Annotated in this window: 21 protein-coding genes and 2 pseudogenes; 11 read left to right on the top strand and 12 right to left on the bottom strand. The window is 60.1% G+C overall.

What is annotated here, in order from left to right; genetic code table 11:
- The first annotated feature begins 268 nt into the window (after nucleotides 1–268).
- The 3 genes from R4P65_RS32055 to R4P65_RS32045 all read left to right on the top strand — a co-directional run bounded on the left by R4P65_RS32055 (nucleotide 269) and on the right by R4P65_RS32045 (nucleotide 2,322).
- Nucleotides 269–559, top strand: coding sequence for a hypothetical protein (locus R4P65_RS32055; protein ID WP_317829551.1), 291 nt, complete (start codon nucleotides 269–271; stop codon nucleotides 557–559).
- Between the two features lie 22 nt (nucleotides 560–581).
- Entirely contained in the window at nucleotides 582–1,865 is a 1,284-nt protein-coding gene (locus R4P65_RS32050; protein WP_317829550.1) for an IS256 family transposase, read from the top strand.
- A 64-nt stretch (nucleotides 1,866–1,929) separates the two neighbouring features.
- Entirely contained in the window at nucleotides 1,930–2,322 is a 393-nt protein-coding gene (locus tag R4P65_RS32045; RefSeq protein WP_411742617.1) for a transposase, read from the top strand.
- On the opposite strand, the gene R4P65_RS32040 is transcribed toward R4P65_RS32045, so the two are convergent.
- From R4P65_RS32040 to R4P65_RS32030, 3 genes and pseudogenes are all read right to left on the bottom strand, one after another.
- Nucleotides 2,280–2,684 carry an integrase core domain-containing protein gene (locus tag R4P65_RS32040; protein WP_317829549.1) on the bottom strand — a complete coding sequence of 135 codons (405 nt, stop codon included), beginning with the start codon at nucleotides 2,682–2,684 and terminating at the stop codon, nucleotides 2,280–2,282. The genes R4P65_RS32045 and R4P65_RS32040 overlap by 43 nt on opposite strands.
- 10 nt (nucleotides 2,685–2,694) lie before the next feature.
- Complete coding sequence (locus tag R4P65_RS32035) at nucleotides 2,695–2,934, bottom strand: hypothetical protein (protein ID WP_317829552.1); 240 nt, start codon at nucleotides 2,932–2,934, stop codon at nucleotides 2,695–2,697.
- A 70-nt stretch (nucleotides 2,935–3,004) separates the two neighbouring features.
- Nucleotides 3,005–3,214: pseudogene (locus R4P65_RS32030) on the bottom strand (helix-turn-helix domain-containing protein); the annotation flags it as partial.
- Between the two features lie 48 nt (nucleotides 3,215–3,262).
- On the opposite strand from R4P65_RS32030, the pseudogene R4P65_RS32025 reads away from it, so the two are divergent.
- Nucleotides 3,263–3,550 (top strand): annotated as a pseudogene (locus R4P65_RS32025) (transposase); the annotation flags it as partial.
- A 14-nt stretch (nucleotides 3,551–3,564) separates the two neighbouring features.
- On the opposite strand, the gene R4P65_RS32020 reads toward R4P65_RS32025, so the two are convergent.
- A complete protein-coding gene (locus R4P65_RS32020) occupies nucleotides 3,565–3,987 on the bottom strand; it encodes a MerR family transcriptional regulator (RefSeq protein WP_317829548.1) in 423 nt (140 codons plus the stop codon).
- Nucleotides 3,988–4,018: 31 nt separating this feature from the next.
- Entirely contained in the window at nucleotides 4,019–5,524 is a 1,506-nt protein-coding gene (locus R4P65_RS32015) for a SulP family inorganic anion transporter (protein WP_317829547.1), read from the bottom strand.
- Between the two features lie 872 nt (nucleotides 5,525–6,396).
- On the opposite strand from R4P65_RS32015, the gene R4P65_RS32010 reads away from it, so the two are divergent.
- Together R4P65_RS32010 and R4P65_RS32005 are read left to right on the top strand one after the other, a co-directional pair.
- Entirely contained in the window at nucleotides 6,397–6,582 is a 186-nt protein-coding gene (locus tag R4P65_RS32010) for a hypothetical protein (protein WP_317829546.1), read from the top strand.
- Nucleotides 6,579–6,740: a hypothetical protein gene (locus R4P65_RS32005; protein WP_317829545.1), complete on the top strand. Its 162-nt coding sequence runs from the start codon at nucleotides 6,579–6,581 to the stop codon at nucleotides 6,738–6,740. Before R4P65_RS32010 ends, R4P65_RS32005 begins: the two co-directional genes overlap by 4 nt.
- Nucleotides 6,741–7,193: 453 nt before the next feature.
- Here R4P65_RS32005 and R4P65_RS32000 read toward each other — a convergent pair whose 3' ends face one another.
- Complete coding sequence (locus tag R4P65_RS32000; protein WP_317829544.1) at nucleotides 7,194–8,075, bottom strand: hypothetical protein; 882 nt, start codon at nucleotides 8,073–8,075, stop codon at nucleotides 7,194–7,196.
- A gap of 70 nt (nucleotides 8,076–8,145) precedes the next feature.
- Between R4P65_RS32000 and R4P65_RS31995 the strand changes: the two genes are divergently transcribed.
- Entirely contained in the window at nucleotides 8,146–8,286 is a 141-nt protein-coding gene (locus tag R4P65_RS31995) for a hypothetical protein (protein ID WP_317829543.1), read from the top strand.
- A 308-nt stretch (nucleotides 8,287–8,594) separates the two neighbouring features.
- Nucleotides 8,595–10,961: an arylsulfatase gene (locus R4P65_RS31990; protein ID WP_317829542.1), complete on the top strand. Its 2,367-nt coding sequence runs from the start codon at nucleotides 8,595–8,597 to the stop codon at nucleotides 10,959–10,961.
- A gap of 193 nt (nucleotides 10,962–11,154) precedes the next feature.
- Here the strand turns inward: R4P65_RS31990 and R4P65_RS33320 are convergent, their stop codons facing one another.
- The gene (locus R4P65_RS33320; protein WP_411742616.1) at nucleotides 11,155–11,421 is read right to left on the bottom strand and encodes a three-helix bundle dimerization domain-containing protein; all 267 of its coding nucleotides are present in this window, start codon (nucleotides 11,419–11,421) and stop codon (nucleotides 11,155–11,157) included.
- A 145-nt stretch (nucleotides 11,422–11,566) separates the two neighbouring features.
- Nucleotides 11,567–12,535, bottom strand: coding sequence for a TIGR00341 family protein (locus R4P65_RS31985; protein WP_317829541.1), 969 nt, complete (start codon nucleotides 12,533–12,535; stop codon nucleotides 11,567–11,569).
- A gap of 191 nt (nucleotides 12,536–12,726) precedes the next feature.
- Between R4P65_RS31985 and R4P65_RS31980 the strand changes: the two genes are divergently transcribed.
- A complete protein-coding gene (locus R4P65_RS31980; RefSeq protein ID WP_317829540.1) occupies nucleotides 12,727–12,918 on the top strand; it encodes a hypothetical protein in 192 nt (63 codons plus the stop codon).
- 1,030 nt (nucleotides 12,919–13,948) lie between these two features.
- Here the strand turns inward: R4P65_RS31980 and R4P65_RS31975 are convergent.
- Nucleotides 13,949–14,263, bottom strand: a complete 315-nt coding sequence (locus tag R4P65_RS31975; protein ID WP_317829539.1) for a helix-turn-helix transcriptional regulator — start codon at nucleotides 14,261–14,263, stop codon at nucleotides 13,949–13,951.
- 240 nt (nucleotides 14,264–14,503) lie between these two features.
- Nucleotides 14,504–15,115, bottom strand: a complete 612-nt coding sequence (locus R4P65_RS31970) for a TetR/AcrR family transcriptional regulator (protein WP_317829538.1) — start codon at nucleotides 15,113–15,115, stop codon at nucleotides 14,504–14,506.
- Between the two features lie 145 nt (nucleotides 15,116–15,260).
- Between R4P65_RS31970 and R4P65_RS31965 the strand changes: the two genes are divergently transcribed.
- Nucleotides 15,261–16,136: an SDR family oxidoreductase gene (locus R4P65_RS31965; protein WP_317829537.1), complete on the top strand. Its 876-nt coding sequence runs from the start codon at nucleotides 15,261–15,263 to the stop codon at nucleotides 16,134–16,136.
- Nucleotides 16,137–16,626: 490 nt separating this feature from the next.
- Here the strand turns inward: R4P65_RS31965 and R4P65_RS31960 are convergent, their stop codons facing one another.
- Entirely contained in the window at nucleotides 16,627–17,970 is a 1,344-nt protein-coding gene (locus R4P65_RS31960; RefSeq protein WP_317829536.1) for a DUF2254 domain-containing protein, read from the bottom strand.
- Between the two features lie 1,027 nt (nucleotides 17,971–18,997).
- Here R4P65_RS31960 and R4P65_RS31955 point away from each other — a divergent pair.
- Nucleotides 18,998–19,861 (top strand): phytanoyl-CoA dioxygenase family protein, encoded by an 864-nt coding sequence (locus tag R4P65_RS31955; protein WP_317829535.1) that lies wholly within the window; start codon nucleotides 18,998–19,000, stop codon nucleotides 19,859–19,861.
- Between the two features lie 19 nt (nucleotides 19,862–19,880).
- On the opposite strand, the gene R4P65_RS31950 is transcribed toward R4P65_RS31955, so the two are convergent.
- Complete coding sequence (locus tag R4P65_RS31950; protein WP_317829534.1) at nucleotides 19,881–20,510, bottom strand: hypothetical protein; 630 nt, start codon at nucleotides 20,508–20,510, stop codon at nucleotides 19,881–19,883.
- Between the last annotated feature and the right edge of the window lie 561 nt (nucleotides 20,511–21,071).

The following is a 21,071-nucleotide window of genomic DNA, read 5'->3' as shown; positions in this document are numbered from 1 at the left end:
TTGCCAAAATTCCCGCGTAGTCGAGTTGGGCGGTCCCGTCGCGATCTTGCGGATCGTGACGTTCGAACGCCTCCGTATTTCGATACGGTAACTGTACTACAATTGATGTCTGCGCTTTTGGTTCGTTTGCGATTGTCCGTTCGACCGTCGGCCACCTGTAGCGATTCGCCAAAAAGGTGTATGAGGAACGGACGTTGGTGACGCGGTGCCGGCGGTAAGCGGCGGGCGGTCGTCCTCCGCGTGCTGAATGCGGTCGATGGTATTTGCAGTGAACATTCCACACCTCGACGGCGGTGCGCCGCTCAGCTTCGCTGGTGTACTCGCGGGAGTACAACAGTTCTTCACCCAGCATAACCTGGATTCGGGCGAAACCTGGTGGTCGACCGACATGACTCCACATGTTCGAGCATTCGGACTCGACACCTGCAACGCCGTCGCCGGTGCCGACGGCGCCGTTCCCGAAGATCAGTTCGACTGGCTCCGAAAACAATTGGCACAGGCACAGACACAGGCACAGAAGAAGCTCGTACTGATCGGGACTGTAAGAACAACGGTGTAACTCTGAAGGGAGATACGCCACTATGACTGATGTGATTGATCGTGAGACAGAGACGAACTCGGCTCAGCCGGGTATCAGCGATGCGCGGCTCAAAGAGCTGGTCGAGCAGGCGCGAGCCGAAGGGCTGCAGTTGACGGGAGATGGTGGATTGCTGTCGAAGCTGACCAAGCTAGTCGTGGGGTCCGCGCTCGAAGGCGAGATGGACGACCACCTCGGATACGGCAAGAGTGACCCGGCAGGGAGGGGCAGCGGCAACTCCCGCAACGGCAGACGAGCCAAGAACCTGTTGACCGAGGCCGGCCCGGTCGAACTCGAGGTGCCCCGTGACCGGGATTCCTCCTTCGAGCCGAAGATCGTGGCCAAGCGGCAGCGTCGGCTCTCAGGCGTGGAGGACATGGTGATCTCGTTGTCGGCCAAGGGGTTGACGACTGGTGAGATCGCTGCACACCTGGCTGAGGTGTACAGAGCCGAGGTGTCCAAGCAGACGATCTCGACGATCACCGAGCGGGTGATGGAAGGCATGGCCGAGTGGCAGAACCGGCCGTTGGATCCTGTGTACCCGGTGTTGTTCATCGACTGCATCCACGTCAAGATTCGCGAGGGCAACGTCGCTAGCCGGCCGATCTACGTCGCGATGGGGGTGACTGTCGACGGCACCCGCGACATCCTCGGATTGTGGGTCGGTGAGCACGGCGACGGGGAGGGCGCGAAGTACTGGCTTCGGGTGTTGTCTGAGCTGAAAAACCGTGGTGTGCAGGATGTTCTGATCGTCGTGTGCGACGGTCTCAAGCATCTACCCGATTCGATCGAGCAAGTGTGGCCACAGACCATCGTGCAGACTTGTGTGGTCCATCTTCTCCGTAACACCTACGCCTATGCTTCCCGCAAGGACTGGTCCGAGATCGCCAAGGACCTCAAACCCGTCTACACGGCGCCGTCGGAGCAGGCCGCGCTCGACCGATTCGCAGAGTTCAGTGACAAATGGGAGAAACGTTATCCCGCGATCATCAGGCTCTGGACCAACGCCTGGGCTGAGTTCGTGCCGTTCCTGCAATTCGACAATGCCATACGGCAGGTCATTTACACGACTAACGCCATCGAGAGTGTCAACGCTCGAATCCGCAGGGCTGTCAAGGCCCGTGGACACTTTCCGACCGAGGCCGCGGCCTTGAAATGCGTGTATTTGGCCATCATGAGCCTCGATCCCAAAGGCACCGCCCGCCAACGCTGGTCCAACCGATGGAAGGCAGCACTGAATGCTTTCGAGATCACGTTCGACGGACGGCTGTCTGCCGGACGAAAGTAGTTAGAAACCAACCAATTACACCGTTTTCTAGACAGACCCGAAATTTGGTCGGACGAATTTGGAGATGTGGTTGCGGAAGAGGAAGGCATACAACGCCTCTCGTCTTGCTGGTACTGCGATCGAAGCTGCTAATTGCCAGTTGGTGCGGGTGGCTGGGCAAGATGTAGCAGCATCGACGGTCGCTAGGCTGGCGCACCACGTTCTGAGTTTGAATATTGAGCTGAGGGAGTTGGATTCCTCGATCGAAGAGCGGTTTCGTCGGCACCGGCATGCGGAAGTAATTGAATCAATGCCGGGTTTCGAGCCGGTGCTCGGTGCCGAATTCCTGGCCGCGATTGGTGGTGATGTGTCTGCGTTCGGAAGCGCCGACAAATTGGCTGCCATGTCTGGTCTAGCTGTGCAACTGAAAGAGACTTATGACAGCGGGTCTCGTGCTTTTTGCTTGAGGCGTTCGTAGGGTGTTTGGCCCGAGAGGGCGCCGTGGGGTCGATCGTAGTTGCAGTGGTCTTCCCATTGTTGGAGTCGCTCGGCGAAAAGGTTCGCATCGTCGATGACTTCACCTTCGAGCAGTCGGTAGAACTCGTCGGAATCGATGCGATGCGAGCGCTCGACTTTGCCGTTCAGGCGTGGGGTCCGAGGTCGGATCCTGACGTGCCCGATACCCATGTCGAGCAGATGCCAGTGGAACGCCGAGCCGAATTCCTGACCGTTGTCCGTTTGGACCTTCTCGACCTGGAACGGCAGCTTCGAGAGGACGTGGTCGATGAACTGAATCGCGATCTTCTGATCGTTGCGCGGGTACGCCTGCAAAACCCGCAATCGAGTGCAGTCATCGATTGCGGTGCAGAAGGTAGTAACGCTTCTTCTTTCCTGTTTGACCAAGTGGCTCAATGAATTTCACGTCCACCTGCAATTGGTGGCCGGGGCGTTGTTTCTCGCAGCGCTCCACCGGGTCTGCGTGCGTTTGTAGCGCCCAAGATGCCGGCAGCCGGTTGAGGCCGAGCTTGTGAAGAATGCGCCAGACACCGGACGGGCTGATGGTGACGTCGTGGTAGCGGGCGAGGTACATCGAGATCCTCTGCGGCCCGAAATGATACTGCTGGCGAAGCCAGAGGATCTTCTCTGGTCCCCTCCGGATCGGTTTTGGTGGGCTGATGGTGCGGCACACTCGACCGATCGTTCAGACCCTCGAACCCCTCTTCGTCGAACCGTCGCCGCCACACGTAGTAGCACTGCCGGCTGATGCCGTAGTAGCGACAGGTGGCGGCGACACTGCCACTGACTTCCTCGACGTGACGCAGCACTGCAAGTTTGTGTTTTGCCCGACGTTCGAGCTCTCGTGGTGACATGGAAGTCTTCCTCTCATCGGAAGACCCAACTGTCAACAACCTCCATCAGTTTTAGATCTAGCTCCAGTGCCGCCTGATTCGGGCCGGATCAGTGGAAATCTGCGCCGTCCGCGCCGATACGACCGCTGATTATTGCGCGCCTTCTATATGTCAGCGCAGCTCAGTATCCGGCACAGCGCCCAGTCCCAGGTCTTCCTCAATCGCAGACGAGCCGCGGGGAAACGTCATACGCAGGCGGTTCTCGCTCTCGCCAGACGCCGGTTGAATGTGCTGTGGGCAATGTTGCGTGACGGGGCTATCTATCAGCAGAGTCCCGAGATCGCACCAGCTACCTGAACGAAGGCTGCGACCTACCGACTCGAGGTGTGCGCAGCAAGGAGGGCGGTCAATTCTTCGGCGTAGACGATTTGTTTGCGTAGTTTGACGCAGCTTTCCTCAGCGCGGGTGTGGCATTCGGTGAGGAACTCCTGCGCAGCGGTTGTGGTCTCGCCTTGTGCGCCGGATTCGAGGACTTCGAGGGATTCGAGGAGTTGACGCATCTCGTCGAGGGTGAATCCGAGAGGTTTCATCCGGCGAATCACCAAGAGTCGTTGGACATCGGCCTCGGTGTAGAGACGGAAGCCGCCTGCGCTGCGTTCCGAGGGCGCCACGAGGCCGACGTCGTCGTAGTGGCGGATGGTTTTGATGGACAGCTCGGTGCGTTCGGCGACTTCACCGATCTGCATGTGCCGGTCTGTCGACATCTCGATCTGCTCCGTGCTGTCCTGACTCATCGATCCCTCTTTCGTTTCTCCGGCGATGAGGTCAGTGACCTGCGCCCATTTGTCCGCTCAGGCGTACATGCCGCTCCGACGAGGCGGCGTTGAGACCGATGATGTCCACATTCTTACCTTTGGCAGCGTATTTGGTGGTGATCGCATCGAGCGTGGCGACGGTCGAGGCATCCCAGATGTGTGAGTCGGACAGGTCGATGATGATGTTTTCCGGGTCACCGACGTAGTCGAATTGGTAGATCAGATCGTTGCTCGAAGCGAAGAACAGTTCTCCGCGGACGGCGTACACGCGGGTGGTCTCATCCGGGTGGGCGATGTCGACGACCTCGGTCAGGTGTGCGACGCGGCGAGCGAAGAGCACCATTGCGGTGACGACACCGACGATGACGCCGTAGGCGAGGTTGTGGGTGGCGACGGTGACTGCGACGGTGGCGATCATGACGATCGTTTCGCTCTTGGGCATGCGGCGCAAGGTTTTCGGGTTGATGGAGTGCCAGTCCATGGTGCCGACCGAGACCATGATCATCACCGCGACGAGGGCCGCCATCGGGATAAGTGCGACGACGTCGCCGAGGCCGACTACGAGGATCAGCAGGAATACACCGGCGAGGAAGGTGGAAATGCGGGTACGTGCTCCGGAGACCTTGACGTTGATCATGGTCTGCCCGATCATCGCGCAGCCGCCCATGCCGCCGAAGAACCCGGTGACGATGTTGGCGATTCCCTGACCCCAGCCTTCGCGGGTCTTGTCGGAATGCGAATCGGTGATGTCGTCGACGAGTTTCGCGGTCATCAAGGATTCGAGGAGTCCGACGAGGGCCATCGCTAACGCGTATGGCGCGATGATCGTGAGTGTGTCCAGGGTGAACGGAACATCGGGGATCAGCCACGACGGCAGGTTGGAGGGGAGTTCACCTTCGTCGCCGACGTTCGGAACGTTCAACGCGAAGATCACGGTTGCGGCGGTGAGCAGCACGATCGCAACCAAGGGCGCGGGAACTGCGGTGGTGAGCTTGGGGAGGAACACCATGATCAGCAGTCCCACCGCGACCATGGGGTAGACGAGGTCGGGCACGTCGCTCAGGTGCGGCAGTTGAGCGGTGAAGATCAAGATTGCGAGTGCGTTGACGAAGCCGACCATCACGCTGCGTGGGATGAACCGCATCAGTTTCGCGACCCCGAGCACGCTCAAGACAATTTGCAGAACTCCGGCCAGCAGGACCGCGGCGATCAGGTAGTCGAGACCGTAGTCACGCGAGAGGGGCGCGACGACCAGGGCGATCGCGCCGGTAGCGGCGGAGATCATGGCAGGGCGGCCACCGACGACGGCGATGGTGACCGCCATCGTGAAGGAGGCGAACAATCCGACGCGTGGATCGACGCCGGCGATGATCGAGAACGAGATCGCCTCCGGGATCAGAGCCAGAGCGACGACTGCGCCGGCGAGGATCTCGGTTTTCAATCGCCGGGGTGAGCGCAAGGCTGCGCGTACTGAGCCTTCATTCGGGGCAGTGTCGTCTAAATGTTGTGCGGCCATCACGGCTCCGTTCGCGTGGCGCGGTGACGCCGATGCAGTAAGTGAGTTCTTCGGCACAGTGAGATGCCTACCAGGACAGACAATCGCGCCTCTTCGGCGCCTTGTCGCGGCCCGCATGTGTGGCGGGCTTCATCGGGTTACCAACGGACGAGACTCTACCCGTCCGTAAGGGGAGAGTGCACTCGGGGTTGAAGTCATGCAGCTGTTTGGGGTGCTGATCATCTCTTGAGGTTTCAGTTGTCGACCGAGATGTTCGGCGCTTCGCGCCGCGGAGCTTGCTGCTCCAAGCACGGAACGGCCCTGCGGCCGTGCTTGACAAAGCCTATTGAGATTCTCCTTCTGGGCTTCCGATTTTGACCGGCGGTGACCTGCGCGCAACCGATGACTCCGCTTCGCTCCGGCCTTCGGCTCGAAAGACTTTTTCAACCCGCACTCGCAGGCTCGCAGAAAGACCCTTTCGTTCACCAGTTGCACTCCGGCCCCTAATGTCGGTTCAACTCTCCTATGCCAGAAGGCGAAAAAAATTGGCGGGGCACGGGTTTGGCCCCCTGCCGCGAACGAAAGGTCACCGATGAGCGACGGTTACAGCGTGGCAACCATCCACTACGCCGGACTCAGTTGCGGGTGCGGTGACTACTCCTGCCCTCGCATGCACAACGACGCCGCACACTGCGTCAACGCCGAGTAGACGACGGCCACCTACCAACCCCGAAATGGGATGCAGCCAGGCAACAGCGCAAACCCTCGCCGCAGCCTACGAGAAACGCACCGACACAGCAGCCCACGACGCGCAAAACGCCCTGTTCTGACACGTCGACACTGCACGCCCTGTCGGATCCGAACGGCACCCTCGCCGACAACACGAATCACCCATGAGAAAGGAGGACAACCGCATAGCTATCGCCGCGATCATCGCCGTAGCAGCACTCTTGATCGGGGGATTCGGATCGATCATCGCAGGCGCAATCGCAATCTTCGAGGACTACTCCGCAACGTCTTCACCGGCAGTTCACCCGCCGCCTACGCCATCCCCGCTGCCGGCCTCGCAATCTGGATGACCGGGCACTGGATCTGGGCGTTCAAACACAAAGCCTGGCGCACCCGACTCGCGCTGACCGCCGACAGCCTCCCCGGACTCCACCACCTCGCACCCACCCCCACCAACCACACCCCCAAACCGGCCCCGCACACCGCCGTGTGGCCGAGCAACCACTGAGAGAGATGCTGACGGTGATGGTTCGGCCGGAGGTCAACCTCAGATGCCGGTAGATCAGCGGTGCAGCTGGGGTAGGTCCCGAACCAACTATGGCTCGTTCCGGTCGAAACCGGAACGAGCCATAGTCTTTTCAATTTCAGGGTGAGAGTGTGTTCTCACTCATGACCGATCTTCGGTGAGTCGGATGAATATCCGGCGATCCGATTGACCCATCGGCGAGTACGAGGATCACCGACGATGAATCCGGGAATAATCGGTGCAGTCACTGCAATGATGATCACCCTGGTGTAATCCCCGCTAGCAGCTTCCGACACTGCGACCACAGTTCCTAACGACAGGTACGTGACGGCGACGAACACTGCTGGTTCGTGGTGACGGACCCGACTTCTCCACCCAAAGATCGCCACTGCAGCGATCAGACACAGAACCAATAGCATCAACCGCCAACTGAACTCATCCGACAGGGCTGTGGTGTGTTGACCGACGATCATCACGCAGGCAATCGAAAGAATCACGGCCACCACGAGATTGAACTTCATGACGCCTCTCAGTACAGTCAGATCCGGTGTGATGCTCGCCGATCACAGGCGGCCACAATGTACCGGGGGCGCCGAACTTGAGCGCCAAGCACTCGCCCGTTGCCTGTGCCGAGATCGCCCACGCCGAGATGTTCACGACATTGGCCAAAACCACTTCCTGGAACGGCGGCGGGATCAGTGCGATCCACGGTAGCGCAGCGATTCCGCCGGCACCGGCAGCAGCCATCATGCGTGTTTCTTCCTTGAAATACGCATGGCCCGACACGATTCCCCAGTCGAAACGAGGGTCGGCAACGATCGGAAAGACGGTGTTCTCGTCGAATTCGACGATCTGCACAAGATCACTGCCTTCCACCTGCAGATAGGTCGGCACTGATTGACCGTTCGCGTCCTTCGCCCACGGAACGGTGAACCCGCCATGCGGCATCCGGTCCACGTTGAGAGAAACGGTCCCATCGCCCGTGCCCTCGAGTTTTCCGCCCTCAGGTACCTGCACGGGGAAACGGAACGCGTGAGGGGCATCCGGCCGGTTGATATGGATCAAAGTCTGCTCACCGTCCGCCAATACCTTGGACCCGAACGTCACGGGCGGATCCTCGGTTGTAGCTGAGCGCTGTTGCAGCGGCTGCGGGAGACCCCATCCGATGGAAACCCCATCTTCCGAGGTCGATCCGATCTCCTCCGGACTGGCACTTGCGGACCCAAGCCCGAAACTGAGAACAGTCGCTATCGCGGCAAATAGAACGACAAGGCGAGCCCACGCCCGGCGAAGACCGGTGTCCAATAAGGGTTTCATCAAATCTTCCACTCTGCTCACGACGGTGCGATAGCGGAAACTATTGTCGCCAACCGCGCACAAAAGCTGAGTGACCCCACGCCGGGGGCAATTGGGTGCCATCACGTCCGGAATTTCTGCGGGCGGTGCGATGGCTCCCGAAATTTCTTCAACTGACTCACAGCTCGGCGGCCTCGGCCGCGCCACCGAGGCGGTTCCGCAGGGATGGTGAGTCTCATCCTTTCGGGGTGATGTCCCTCGGCCTGAATCTTTCAATACTGTTCACACCGATATTTTGGTGACGACAAGGGGATGCCATGACCGGGCCCAGCCAATCTCCCTGTGGTCGATTCGTGATCACCGCCTTCGATGGCGTTGTGATCTGGGCAGTTGCGACGTGGCGGCCTGATACGGCCGACTCGATCTGATCAGATCAGATCCCAGTGAAGCCACCTGCACGGGCGCGGATCCGATGCGCCCCTGCATACGTAGCCGCGAGCACCTTCCCACTGTTTGATCGAGCAGAATGAGGATTCGGACATGACAGACCAATCGGGTGCACGTCGAGATTCACTACCCATCGCCGATCGCCAATATTTGGGGTTGGTGACCTACGACGCTAAGGATCTCGACACCACCTTCCCCCCGATCGAACCCCTGCAGCCACCTGAGGATGCCCCGAACGTTCTGGTGATATTGCTCGACGATGTGGGTTACGGGGCCAGCAGTGCGTTCGGGGGGCCCGCGGACACCCCGACTGCGGAGCGACTGCAAAGTGGTGGCCTCACCTACAACCGTTTCCACACCACGGCGCTGTGCGCACCGACCAGGGCCGCTCTTCTCAGTGGGCGCAATCATCATTCGGTCGGGATGGGCATGATCACCGAGACCGCGACGGCAGCTCCCGGATCATCCGGAATGCGACCGAACACCAAAGCGGCATTACCGATGACGTTGAAACTCAACGGATATTCCACGGCCCAGTTCGGCAAATGTCACGAGGTTCCGCCCTGGCAGACATCACCAGTTGGCCCGTTCGATGCCTGGCCGACCGGCGGCGGAGGTTTCGAGCACTTCTACGGATTCATCGGAGGCGAGAACAATCAGTACTACCCCGCTCTCTACGGCGGGGTCAGTCCGATCGAACCGGACAAGACTCCAGAAGAGGGCTACCACCTGACCGAAGATCTCGCGGACCGGGCGATCGATTGGGTTCGCACTCAGAAAGCATTGGCCCCGCAGAAGCCGTTCTTCGTCTATTTTGCGCCCGGCGCCACGCATGCACCGCACCATGTCCCGCAGGAATGGGCCGACAAATATGCGGGCAGGTTCGCCGGCGGTTGGGATGCACAACGCGAGGCAATCATCGCACGGCAGAAGGAACTCGGCGTGGTACCCGCCGACGCCGAACTGACACCACGACCGGAAGCGATTCCGTCCTGGGAAGAGATGAGCGATGACCTCAAACCTGTCCTGGAACGGCAGATGGAGATTTATGCAGGATTCCTCGAGCATACCGATTTTCATGTCGGCCGGGTCATCGATGCTGTGGAATCCATTGGTGCCCTGGATAACACGTTGATCTATTACATCATCGGCGACAACGGTGCCTCCGCAGAAGGCACAGTCAACGGCGCGTTCAACGAGATGGCGAATTTCAACGGGCTAGCCGCCATCGAAACCCCGGAATTCATGGCCGAAGTCAAAGACAAACTCGGAGGCGTCGACTCCTACAACCACTACTCGGTGGGCTGGGCATGGGCGATGTGCACGCCGTTCCGATGGACCAAACAGGTCGCCTCGCACTGGGGTGGTACCCGCAACGGGACCATCGTGCACTGGCCCGCCGGGATCACCAGTAAAGGTGAGACTCGTTCTCAATTCACCCACGTCATCGATGTAGCGCCCACCATCCTCGAAGCCGCGGGGATACCCGAACCTACATTCGTCAACGGCGTCCAACAGTCACCCATCGAGGGCGCCAGCATGAACTACACCTTCGAGTCGGCCGAGGCACCCGAACGCCACGACCTTCAATACTTCGAGATGGCCGGCAACCGCGGCATCTACTACAAGGGGTGGAGCGCAGTCACCCGGCACAGCACACCTTGGCTCCCTAACGAGGAACTACCCGCCCTCGATGACGACGTCTGGGAACTCTACGACGGCACTAACGACTGGTCCCAGGCCCGTGACCTGTCGAAAGAGCAACCGGAGCGGCTTGCGGCACTACAACGCCTATGGCTGATCGAGGCGGTGAAATACAACGTTCTACCCATCGATGATCGCAGATTCGAGCGGCTCAATGCGACTATCGCGGGCCGGCCCCAACTGATCAAAGGCACCACTCAGGTCCTCTTCCCCGGAATGAAACGACTCAGCGAGCACAGCGTCCTGGACATCAAGAACCGCTCCTTCAGCGTGACCGCCGCCGTCGACACAGCCAAAAAGGGCGCCACAAACGGAGTGATCATCGCCCAAGGCGGCCGATTCGGGGGATGGGCACTCTACGTGAAGGACGGATACGCCAGGTTCGTGTACAACCTGCTCGGAATGACCGAATTCACCACCACCGCAACGAAGGCACTCGCCGACGGCAGTCATCAGATCCGCGCCGAATTCGCGTACGACGGAGGTGGACTCGCCAAAGGCGGCGACGTGACCCTGTTCTACGATGGAACCGAAGCAGGAAGGGGCCGCGTAGAGCAAACCCAACCGATGATCTTCTCTGCAGACGAAACCACCGACATCGGCGACGACTACGGCATGCCCGTCAGCTCCGATTACGCCGGCGCCAGCAAGTTCAACGGCCGCATCGACGTCGTACAGATCGACGTCGGCGACGACGACCACACCCACCTCATCGACCCTGCACTCATCTCGAAGGTTGCAATATCACGGCAGTAGCAGCGAGCAAGCAACCAGCGTTGAGGCGCATATCCGCCCAGGTCCAAGGATGGAAAACGTCAAACCATGCCAACCCTGGAATCGAAAACCACGCCACAAATCAGGCGAAAGTCACAGTTCTTTAGTGTCCGTGGACTACCGGCCGGTCGCGCTCCGAGCTCCAACATTGTTGGCGATGCACTCGAAAGCCTCGTCACATCAGAGTCCCTCGGGTGTACCAGTGACACTGCAGGGTGCTGGAGTAACTGAAGTCCGGTGAGTTACTCTGGTATGTCAGAACTGTGTGACCATATCTGCTAGGTGCGGGGTGTTGTGCCGCCGTTAATGCGGCGAGGGTATCGTTGACGGCGCGTTCGGCCAGTAATGGGACGAAATCACGAATTCCGCGGCCGGTGAAGTGACTATGAGCGTTTGTCAATGCTACCGCTGGTGCTTTGCAGCGCGCTGTGACTTGGCACACGTGCGCTCACGGCACTCTTCGTTGTGCTGCTCATCTTCGCATTTTGCGCTGTATCGCGGTGAGGCTCAAGTGATGCGCAGCGATGTTGTTGTGTTGTGCGGTAATGTGTTTCAGTGAAGATGGAAAGTGGTTGAAGTGATCACAGTTACCCCGCTGCGATCCTCGTCCCGACGGTATGGACGATCTGCACGTCCGGGTTCCACGGAATCAGGGCGTCGATCGATGCCTCCAGTTCATCCAGTGGGGGAAGGGTTTCCGGGCCGAGCACGTCGATGGTGGCGGTGCTGCCCTGCCAGGTGACGTCGGTGACCTCGGCTCCCGGAGTGTCTGCGAGCCACTGTTGCGCCGCGCTCCCGATCTGCCTCGCCCACAATGACGACAGGGAGTTGCCGACCATCGGAATCGCGACGACGATCAACAGAGCGGCAAGCACGAGGTATGCCCGCCGCCGCGACGTTTTCAAGATCCCGGCGTCGCGCGCGTACCCAGCCGCGACGAATACGCCTGTCGCAGTGATGATCATGGCAACCACGTTCGATGCGAACAGTACAAACGCGCCCACCGCCAAACTCGGTGACCCCGAGCCGAGACAGACACCTACCACCGCCAACGGGGGGACAAGCGAAATTGCAATGGCGACACCGGGAAGTACGTCGCCGACATCCCTGCGTGCAATTGCAATTGCGCCAACGAGGCCGGTCGCAAGTGCCGCCGTCAAGTCCATCAACGTCGGCGAAGTACGCCCAAGCACTTGGGAATTGGTCAGCACGTTGGAGGGATTCGGCAATACCTGAGCGAACGCGACACCCAAGACGACGACGAGGCAGATACCACCGACGACATAGACCAGGCTCCGCCCGACCAAAGCGCCTCGGCCTGTGGTGATACCCAGGCCGACCCCGAGAATTGGCGTCGACAAGGGAGCGACGATCATCGCTCCGATGACGGTTGCCGTGGAATCGCCCACGACACCGGCCACGGCGATCACTGCAGACAGGGTCAGCATCACCCAGAAGGCGGATCGCTTCGAATCTCGTTCCCCCACAGAGAAATTGAGCTTCTCGTCGAGTTCCGCCAATGTCCGACGCTGCTCCTCGGGAATCACCGCATACATTTATGCTCCTTCGACATCACGAGAAGGCCGCAGACTCAGTTGTGCACGCTGGCACTTCCTGAGCGCAAGCTTTACATATCGCTCGTCCGAGCACTACCCTTCGTTGCTGGGTCTGAACGAATGTCCGTGCAGTCGCAGCGACACCGCTCAGTAACGAGACGATCGCAGTGCCGACGGCAAAGTAAATTGCCGTGCTGCCGATTTTCGACGCCAGGGTGGCAGTGGTGACGAACGGCCCCAACGCTGCAGCGACGGTCGCGAGCACGCCGATCCTCCCGAAGAAGTTCGATGCTCTGCGTGTCGAGATCATCAGGACGTGCAGCAGCGCCGCCTCGATGGCGAGTGAGCCTGCTTGCGGATTCGCTTGTCACCGCCTGGTGTGATCACCGGGTATCGAGAAGACCACGGACGATGAGCAGTCCGAGGGCGGCGGCCGGAGTTGCGACGAGTGCAGTAGCAACTCCACCGCCCGACAACCGCTTCGTGTCCAAAGTTCGAGCGTGCGAACTGCTGGTTTGGCTCTGGCTCGTCGAACGCCTCCCTCGCTTGTTGCTGGCCTTTCTCCCTTCGGTTATCGTGTGTCGCCCGAGTTGGGCCGCTTTCGTCCTCCGTGGGGAGATCGCGTTGACCAAAGTCTGCCGTACATCACGCGTGCGCCCACGCGTGTTCGCCGTCCGAGTCCGAAAGATCGCGGTGTATGTATCGCTCTCGCGCGCCGCAGAGGCACAACTTCAGCGGATGGCTGAGGGTCGGGCGGAGGGGGTAATCACTGTCGTGGCGTACTACCATTTCGCCGCCGGTGACTTCGTCTGCTGCGACATGCGGTGCCACAGTCGTCAGAACCGCAATGCGGCAACATGGAACGGCACTGTAAGAAACCGGGCGTTTCGGATTTCTTTCTGTGCGCTAGCGCTGTCACGCGCATACCTCTTTTTGCAGTAGGCATCAGCGCACCTGCTCTGGTGCGCTGCCCGCCGGTACGCGTGAATCTCAGTCGAGAGACGAGCCCTGACTGTGTCGAGGGTGCGAACTTTCGTCAGCTATTTGCTGGACCAGTGTGCGTCGATGCTCAGAGAAGCGGCGCACGGCGTCCGCGTCGCCCGCCAGTTGTGCTCGTTCCAGCAGATGCTGACAGTTGTGTAGCTGTTCGGTGAGGGTCATCGTTGGCGTCATTCCAATCCGGGGTCGGGTGTATCCGTGACCCTCGACTGTCTCATCTACTTCGCCGATCTGGAATTTCGTGGACCGATCCAGCGGGACCTCGAACGAGGTCGGTCTGGAGGTGCTGTGACCTTGGATCAAAGATCCGGCTGTGCTGTTTGTCTTCGGAACATTCTGTTGCTCAGCAGTTTCGCCTGGATTTCTGAAATCGGCTGCATCTGCTGTGTTGTTCTTATCCGAGAGGGTAGTGGACTACCGTCCCTCGGTTCTGCGGCCGATTTCTTCGAGCATTTGCCCGATGGTGAAGTGTCGCACTGATGCGGGAACTGCGTCCACGAGCCCTGACTCCTCCTCGGTCATGTAGTCGGCGGCGACGAGGACCTCTTGGATGTGGACGTCGAAGGCGTCGGCCGCACGACGCACGACGCCGTGTGAGGGCCGTCGAACAATCGACATCCACTGGCGCAACACCGATGGATATATACCGAGGGCGTGGGCGGCTTCCTTGACACTCCCATACCCGCGGAGATCAATTTGTGCTTGCACCCATGAACCGACGTGACTCATAGGGGACATCGTTTCAGGCGGCCGGTGCCGACCCGGACCCGGTGATCGGATTCCAGATCGGAGTGTCGAGGTCCGGACTGGCCGGTCAGTGGTGAGACAGCCGGTATGGCCAGGAACCGGCTTTACTGCCTTGTGGATTTCCAGCCGCGTGGGCCGTCTGCGAGGCCTCTCGACGCGCCGGCCGTTCAGGTGGCGGCGCTCGGCCACGTCGATGTCATGGTCACGGAGCCCTTGCGGCGGTCACGATCGTCGACCAGAGGCCGGTGCGAGTAGTCGTTCGACTACGAGGAATGCGACCGTAGCAGGGTTTGCATCGGAGCTGTGGGCGAGCACCCATCGGTCAATTTCCATGACGACGGCAACAAGTATCTGCCGTTGAAGGTCGATGGGTGTTTCGCTGTCGATCTGCTCCAACTCTCGTCCACGTTCGAGGGCTCGCTCGAGCCACGCTGTCGCTGAAAGGCGGAAGGTCTCCATCGCCGAAGAGTGGGGAGTGTCGGTGCAGTGAAATAGCCGCCCGGCGATCAGGGCGAGCGGTTCGGAACGCGCCGCTTCCAGCAACTGTTCTGCCAGTTCACGCATTTTCGGCCAAAAGGTGGGGGCATCGAGCAGTTCGAGGTTCGGCGGTGTCACTGACATCGTTAGCGCCTCGATCGCGGACTCCACCACACGTTCGAGCAGTCCTGCTTTGTCTCCGAAGAAGTGGTAGAAGGAGCTCTTCGGGAAGTGGGCCTGGGTCAAGATCATGTTGAGCGAGGCTCGTTCGTAACCGTGAGTGGCGAATGCCGTGCCGGCGGCCTCGAGTAGTGCACGAGTGCGTGCGGGGTCGGGGGGGCGAGCAGGACGTGCCATCAGATCCTCCGTTGTCGTCGTCTTGATTATCCGAGATGAGTTGGAATCACCGCACTCCGGTCGTTCACGGCAGCGGCTTTGCGGTGTGGGGTGCGTGAAGCTACCATTCTTGTACTTCTTGGTCCAAGAATGGAGTGGGTGCGACATGCAGACTGTTCTGGTCGCAGGAGCGACGGGATATATGGGCCGTTACCTTGTCAGTGAGCTTCACCGGCGCGGATATCGGGTGAAGGGGCTGGTGCGCTCGCGTGAGCGGGCAGAACAACGCGGTGAGTTCGGTGCACCCTCTCTTCTCGGGTTGGTTGACGAGTGGGTCGTTGCAGATGTCGGGAACGGTAGTGAGATGGACGGCCTGTGTGACGGAGTCGATCGAGTGGTCTCGGCGTTGGGGGTTACCAGACAGCGGGCAGATCCGTGGGACATCGACTTCCGTGCGAATCTGCGTTTGTTGGCTCTGGCGGAGCGCAGCGCCGTTTCGTCGTTTCTGTACGTCAATGTGATGCATGCTCACGAGGGCACCTCGATGCTCATGCGGTCGAAGGCCGCATTTGTGGAATCGCTCAGACGGAGCACTGTGGCTTCACAAGTCATCAATCCGTCCGGCTACTTTTCCGACGCCTCCGAGTTCGTCGACATGGCACGGCGAGGTTTCGCGTTCGGGTTGGGTGAGGGTGGGCACCGATTGAACCTGATTCACGGGGCGGATCTTGCAGCGTTCTGTATCGATCATCTCGGCGACGAATCCGGGCAATGGGATGTCGGCGGCCCAGAGGTGTACAGCTATCACGAGATAGTGGACCTGGCGTTTGCGGCAGTGGGGAAGCATGCCCGGACGGTGCGTGTTCCTGTGCGGGTCGTTCGCCCCACGCTCTGGGTTGCCGATCGATTGGGGCCGCGTATGTCGTCGTTGACCAGATTCTTCCTCGAAGGCCTCCAACGTGACTCCGTCGGCGAACAGACCGGAACGCATCATCTCGCCGAATACTTCAACGATTTGGCAGTGATCGATCAGGACAGGTGAGTGCCCACCCGGGCATCGAACAGGACCCGGGATTTCTGCAGCCAGCGCCGGGGTCTCGCTTGCTCGTTCAGTGTGTCGGACCTGGTTGCGAGCGAGTTTACCGCGCCTGTGTGCGGGTACGCGAGATGTTGCGGTGTTGTTCGGACCGAGCACTGGCTGCGCCCGAGTGGATGGGGTCGTCGTGAATTTCTTCTATCCGTTGGCTGTCGCTTTGTACATCGTTTCCGCGCTGTGGCTGGGTAATTTCGGAACGTGGTGAACGCGGTGCGAGTCCCAACTGAGAAGGCAGAGGCAGTCAACCACGTTCGTTTCCGCAGATAGGCGGGCACGCTGCTGTTCGGTGTCGCTGTTTTGCACTGGCAGGTGTTGGTCATGGCTGTGGCGGGGGAGCACGATCTACCGACTACGTCATGCACTCGAACCTCTGACACACCGCCCGGGGGATCCTCCGGAGTGCCTGCGGGCACATGTGCTTTTTGCTCCGGGGTCCTCAGGTCTCTGATTCGACGGTCCGGCCGTTGTTTCGACTGTCCGAGGATTCGATATCGCCTTGGGCTGTGCGGATATCGGCTGTGCAGGCTTCGATATCCACCGTGCACGCTCCGGATGCGCAATAGGCGTCGTCGAGAAGCGTCAGTTGGCGTATTAGTGCGTCCCGAGTGCGTTGATACCGGGCGGCCGTGCCGATCCGCCGAGCCAGATCGATTGTTGCGGTGACAGCGATTGGATTCGGCACGGCATAGGTCCGCATCGCATCGAACACGGTATCGACTATCGCGGTAGGCGCGGTCCGATAGACGAGGAGTCGCAGGCTTCCTTGCTCGTCGACTCGTCCTTCGGGAATGACGTTCCGCTGGACCAGAGGAACGAGGCCTACGGCCAATTCTGCTAGCGCGTTCTTCGCTGTATAGGGATCGTTGGTGCTCGGTGACAGTGCGCGTACAGCCATCTCGGTCAGTTGCTGTACGGCGAAATCGATGTCTTGGTGAGGATTGCGGGCGTCGCTGAGGGAAAAGCATTTGCGGACCGCGGTGATCAGTTCGGCGCTGGCCTCTCCCGAACGGACCCGCGCGAGTTCGTCGCCCACTAGAACATGTCTACCTCCGGCGGTGGTTATCTCCACTGTGCAACTGTGATGCACAGTGTGTCGGAGGATCGATGGTTCGTCGATCGTGACGATGAACCCGCTGGTGTCTGCTGATATGACATCATCGCCTGACAAGGCCGGATCACTACGGTCTACCGCAACGGCATTGTCGGGAGGCAACTCCGGATACATCTCGTCGACGCAGGAAACCAATTCGGATCGGACTCTTGCTGACAATGTCGACACTTGAATGGAGTCGGCGATGTGGTGGATGAAATACACCAGCACGGCTACACAGATCACTGCCAGGATGACGGCAACATTGACTGCGATGTCCGGAACGAACGCCACATTGTCCGAAGACTGAGAACGGATCGAGCGAAGGACAGTCAGCGAGTACAGAAAGGTTGCGCTGAAAACTCCGAGGACGACTTGATTTCCACGATCGGACATGAAGTTCCGTACGAGGCGGGGCCCGTACGTTGAACTGGCGGTGGCGAGGACCGAAATCGTGATGGAAAACGATGTTGCTGCGACAGCGAGCATCGATCCGCCGATCGCACCGAGGATGCTGCGGCTCCCACTGACACCGACCTCGTAGAAGAAGTACCCGAAGGTATGCAACTGTCGTTCTTCGATCGTGTGGTCAAGCGAAATCAACCCCTGTGCCAGCAGGATCGCCAGAACGCCGAGTACGGCCGGGATGAACCAGAAAGATTCGCGGATCTGGAGCATTGTGTTGCGCAACGCAATTGCTCCTTGTCGATGGTTTTCGGTTGACGACGGCTGTCGGTGCAATGTCTGCGGGGTTGCGGTAGGGCTTCATTCGAGTGTGTGGGTGCGCGGTGCGGTGTCGAGGGCGTCGGCGAACTGTTCGGGTGCTTCCAGAATCGGAACCGGCCCACTCCGATCATAGGGATCGTGTGTACGTCGGACCGACAGTCGACGAATTTGTCGACTGCCCTGCGGCACTAGACGGTCTTTGGTCCCCACGATCACCGTCACCGATCGCGACGCGCGGGTCTTATCCCATCCGTCTGTCGAGCGTCGGAGGTTTCGCGGGGTCGGGACGCAATGCACGGTTATTTTTGGCGAACCAGGTCGATACGGACGGTTCCGGATCGTATTCATGCCCGGTGGTCGAGTCGAGGTACGACGTCGGCGCTGGTATTCCATCGGCGCCGCGACGGGTACCGGCGACGGCGAGGCGCCGCCGAGCATCATCACCACCGGCGTTCGTTCGGAGTGGGTGCCCCTAACACTGTGGGGAAGGTGCGCAGTTCGTGGTAGAGACGCCATGTAGAGTGAAGCGCTCGGGCGGCGCTCTGGACTTGCCGTTCGTCACCGGGGCCCCGGTAGCCCGACCTGAGCAGGATCGTCGACGTCACCGTCGTTTACCTGACGCTAGCCGGGTACAGGTCCGACCTCTGGTGGGATGAGGCATCACGTTCTCTTGGGGTGTTCGGGCAGCATTGACCTACATGGCGACCAGACTTCCCGGCTCACTTCCATGAGCCCTGGACGATCCAACTCGATCGGATCCTCCGGCGTAGTCGAGTCCCGATCCAGCTCGACAGACACTCTGCATTAGCAGAGAAAGTCACTGTTGTCCAAGCATTTTGAGAACCACCGCGGGCAAGTGTTATAAACGATGAGGCATTGCGCGAATCGAATATCCGACCGGTGTCTGGCACCCTGGGCATCACCCAGTGTGTCGGTGTCCGCCGATGCCGGAGACGGGATTCGAGCAACGCGAGAAGGGGAGTTTGTACTGATGGTTGTCACCACCGACCGTTACCACACGCGGGTGATTGCGTCGCCGATTGCGTATCAACGCCCCGACCCTGTTCTCTGGGATCCGGAGATGCGCACCCGGCATGCGGACTTCGAGGCCAACGGGTTCACACACCTCGACCGAGTGCTCGACGACCGCCAGGTGCGGGGATGTCTGAGCGAGGTCAAGCGGCTCGGTGACGAACCAGCGCTGCGCGGTGACGAGCGGATCGTTCGCGAAAAAAGTTCGTCAGCAGTGCGGTCCATCTTCGACATCGCGAATCTGAGTTTGGTGGTCTCCGACGCGATCGAGGAGTCCGGGGCCGCCGGCATCGCAGCAGAGATTCTGGGATCGCAGGTGTACGTTCACCAGAGTCGCCTGAACTACAAGCCGGGTTTTCGAGGTGGGGCCTTTTACTGGCACGCCGACTTCGAAACCTGGCATGCCGAGGACGGGATGCCGGCGCCGCGAGCTGTCAGCGCCTCGATCGCCTTGACCGACAACCACCATTTCAACGGGCCCTTGATGGTCATGCCCGGCTCGCACCGCACCTTCCTACAGTGCGTCGGTGCCACCCCGCCACGGTATTTCGAAGAATCCTTGGTCGACGAGATTCCCCGGGTCGGTGTCCCGAACGAGCAGATGATCTCCGAGCAGTACGATCAGCACGGCATCGAGGTCGTCACCGGCGCTGCCGGTTCGATGACACTGTTCGACAGCAATCTCCTCCACGCGTCCGCAGGAAATATTTCGCCCGTACCTCGTGCGAACATCTTCGTCGTCTTCAACAGCGTCGACAATGCGCTCGAGCCGCCCTACTGCGGTGCTGCACCGAGACCGGAGTTTCTCGCCGCCCGCAGGTAGTCGATACTGCCCGGCGATGTCACCTCACATCGGTCGCATCACGGTGCGCGAGGTCCGAACCCGGGCCGGGTGTGTCGACCAACAGGTGAGATCGGCTCTTGCTTGTGCCCGTGTGGATCAGATATCCGTAGCGGATGATCTCGTGGTGGCTCTCACTCCATGCAACCCAGCGGGCGTCGTCTGCGAGGGGGTAGACCTGCCAGCGAGAGCCGACCGAAAACTGGCCGATCGAGCTCGGCGACACGGCATCCGCAATCGATGCGACCGAGCGGCCGCTGTCGTTGTCCAGGGCGACGTCGATGTGAAACACCTCGACTCCGGCTCCTTGTCTGGCCGCGGGCGGACGCGTCACCACCGCATGCAACGGTGTGTTCACCAATGTCGGGACTGGGCGTAAGCGAACAAGAAGATACCGCAAGCTTGCACCCAGCAATACCGTGGCGAGGCCTCCCACGATGATCGTTGCCGGCCAGCGCAGCCATGGCTGCGCACCGGTCGTGTCCTGAACGGGTTCGCCGACGTCGAGCGCGAGTACAACAGCCAGACCGGCCATGACGACGCCGGTGATCACGAGGAAACCTGCGATCGTACGGGTCTCTACGTGGTCTGCACGTGCTCGTTGTGCTGGTGTGGCGAGAGCGAGAGACATGGGTGTTTCCTCCTCGAGATCGCCTCGGGGCCCGCAGCGTACGACCTTGCAGGGCGGCCCATTGCAGAATGCGTCACTTCGAGAACTCACTCGTGGTGTGCTCCCCGTCCGGGTGTGTCACTCTTAGGGGTGGTCAATGGCGTGAGATTCTCTATGAGTGCGGAAGCCTGCAATCCAGGGAGGGGGAAGAGATCAACGGCATGCCGCGGACTAGTTTCCCTTCTGCCCCTGACTGATTCAACTCGACGGAAGGGAATCGCACACATGATCAGCACGTCGTCAATGTCGAATCGTGCGATGAGCGAGTGGATCAATGCGCATCCCGCCGAAACAACAACGGTGATTTTCCTTGTCGTGGTGGCTTTGGTGGTTCTCGCGGTCTGGATGATATCGAGATGACCCGCCCGCGACCGGAGCCGTAGATTGCGGTTGCGGCATACAGGGCGATCAGTGCTTGAGGACCGCTTTGAGGAAGGTGCGCGTTCTGTCCTGGGTGGGGGAGTCGAAAATCTGTTCCGGCGGGCCCTCCTCGACGATCTTTCCGGCGTCGAAGACCAGTAC

The sequence above is a fragment of the Rhodococcus sp. IEGM 1318 genome (genome assembly GCF_033142465.1).
Taxonomy (GTDB): Bacteria; Actinomycetota; Actinomycetes; order Mycobacteriales; family Mycobacteriaceae; genus Rhodococcus_F; species Rhodococcus_F qingshengii_B.
Note: the sequence above shows the minus strand (reverse complement) of the source record. Positions and strands in the feature narration are given on the sequence as shown.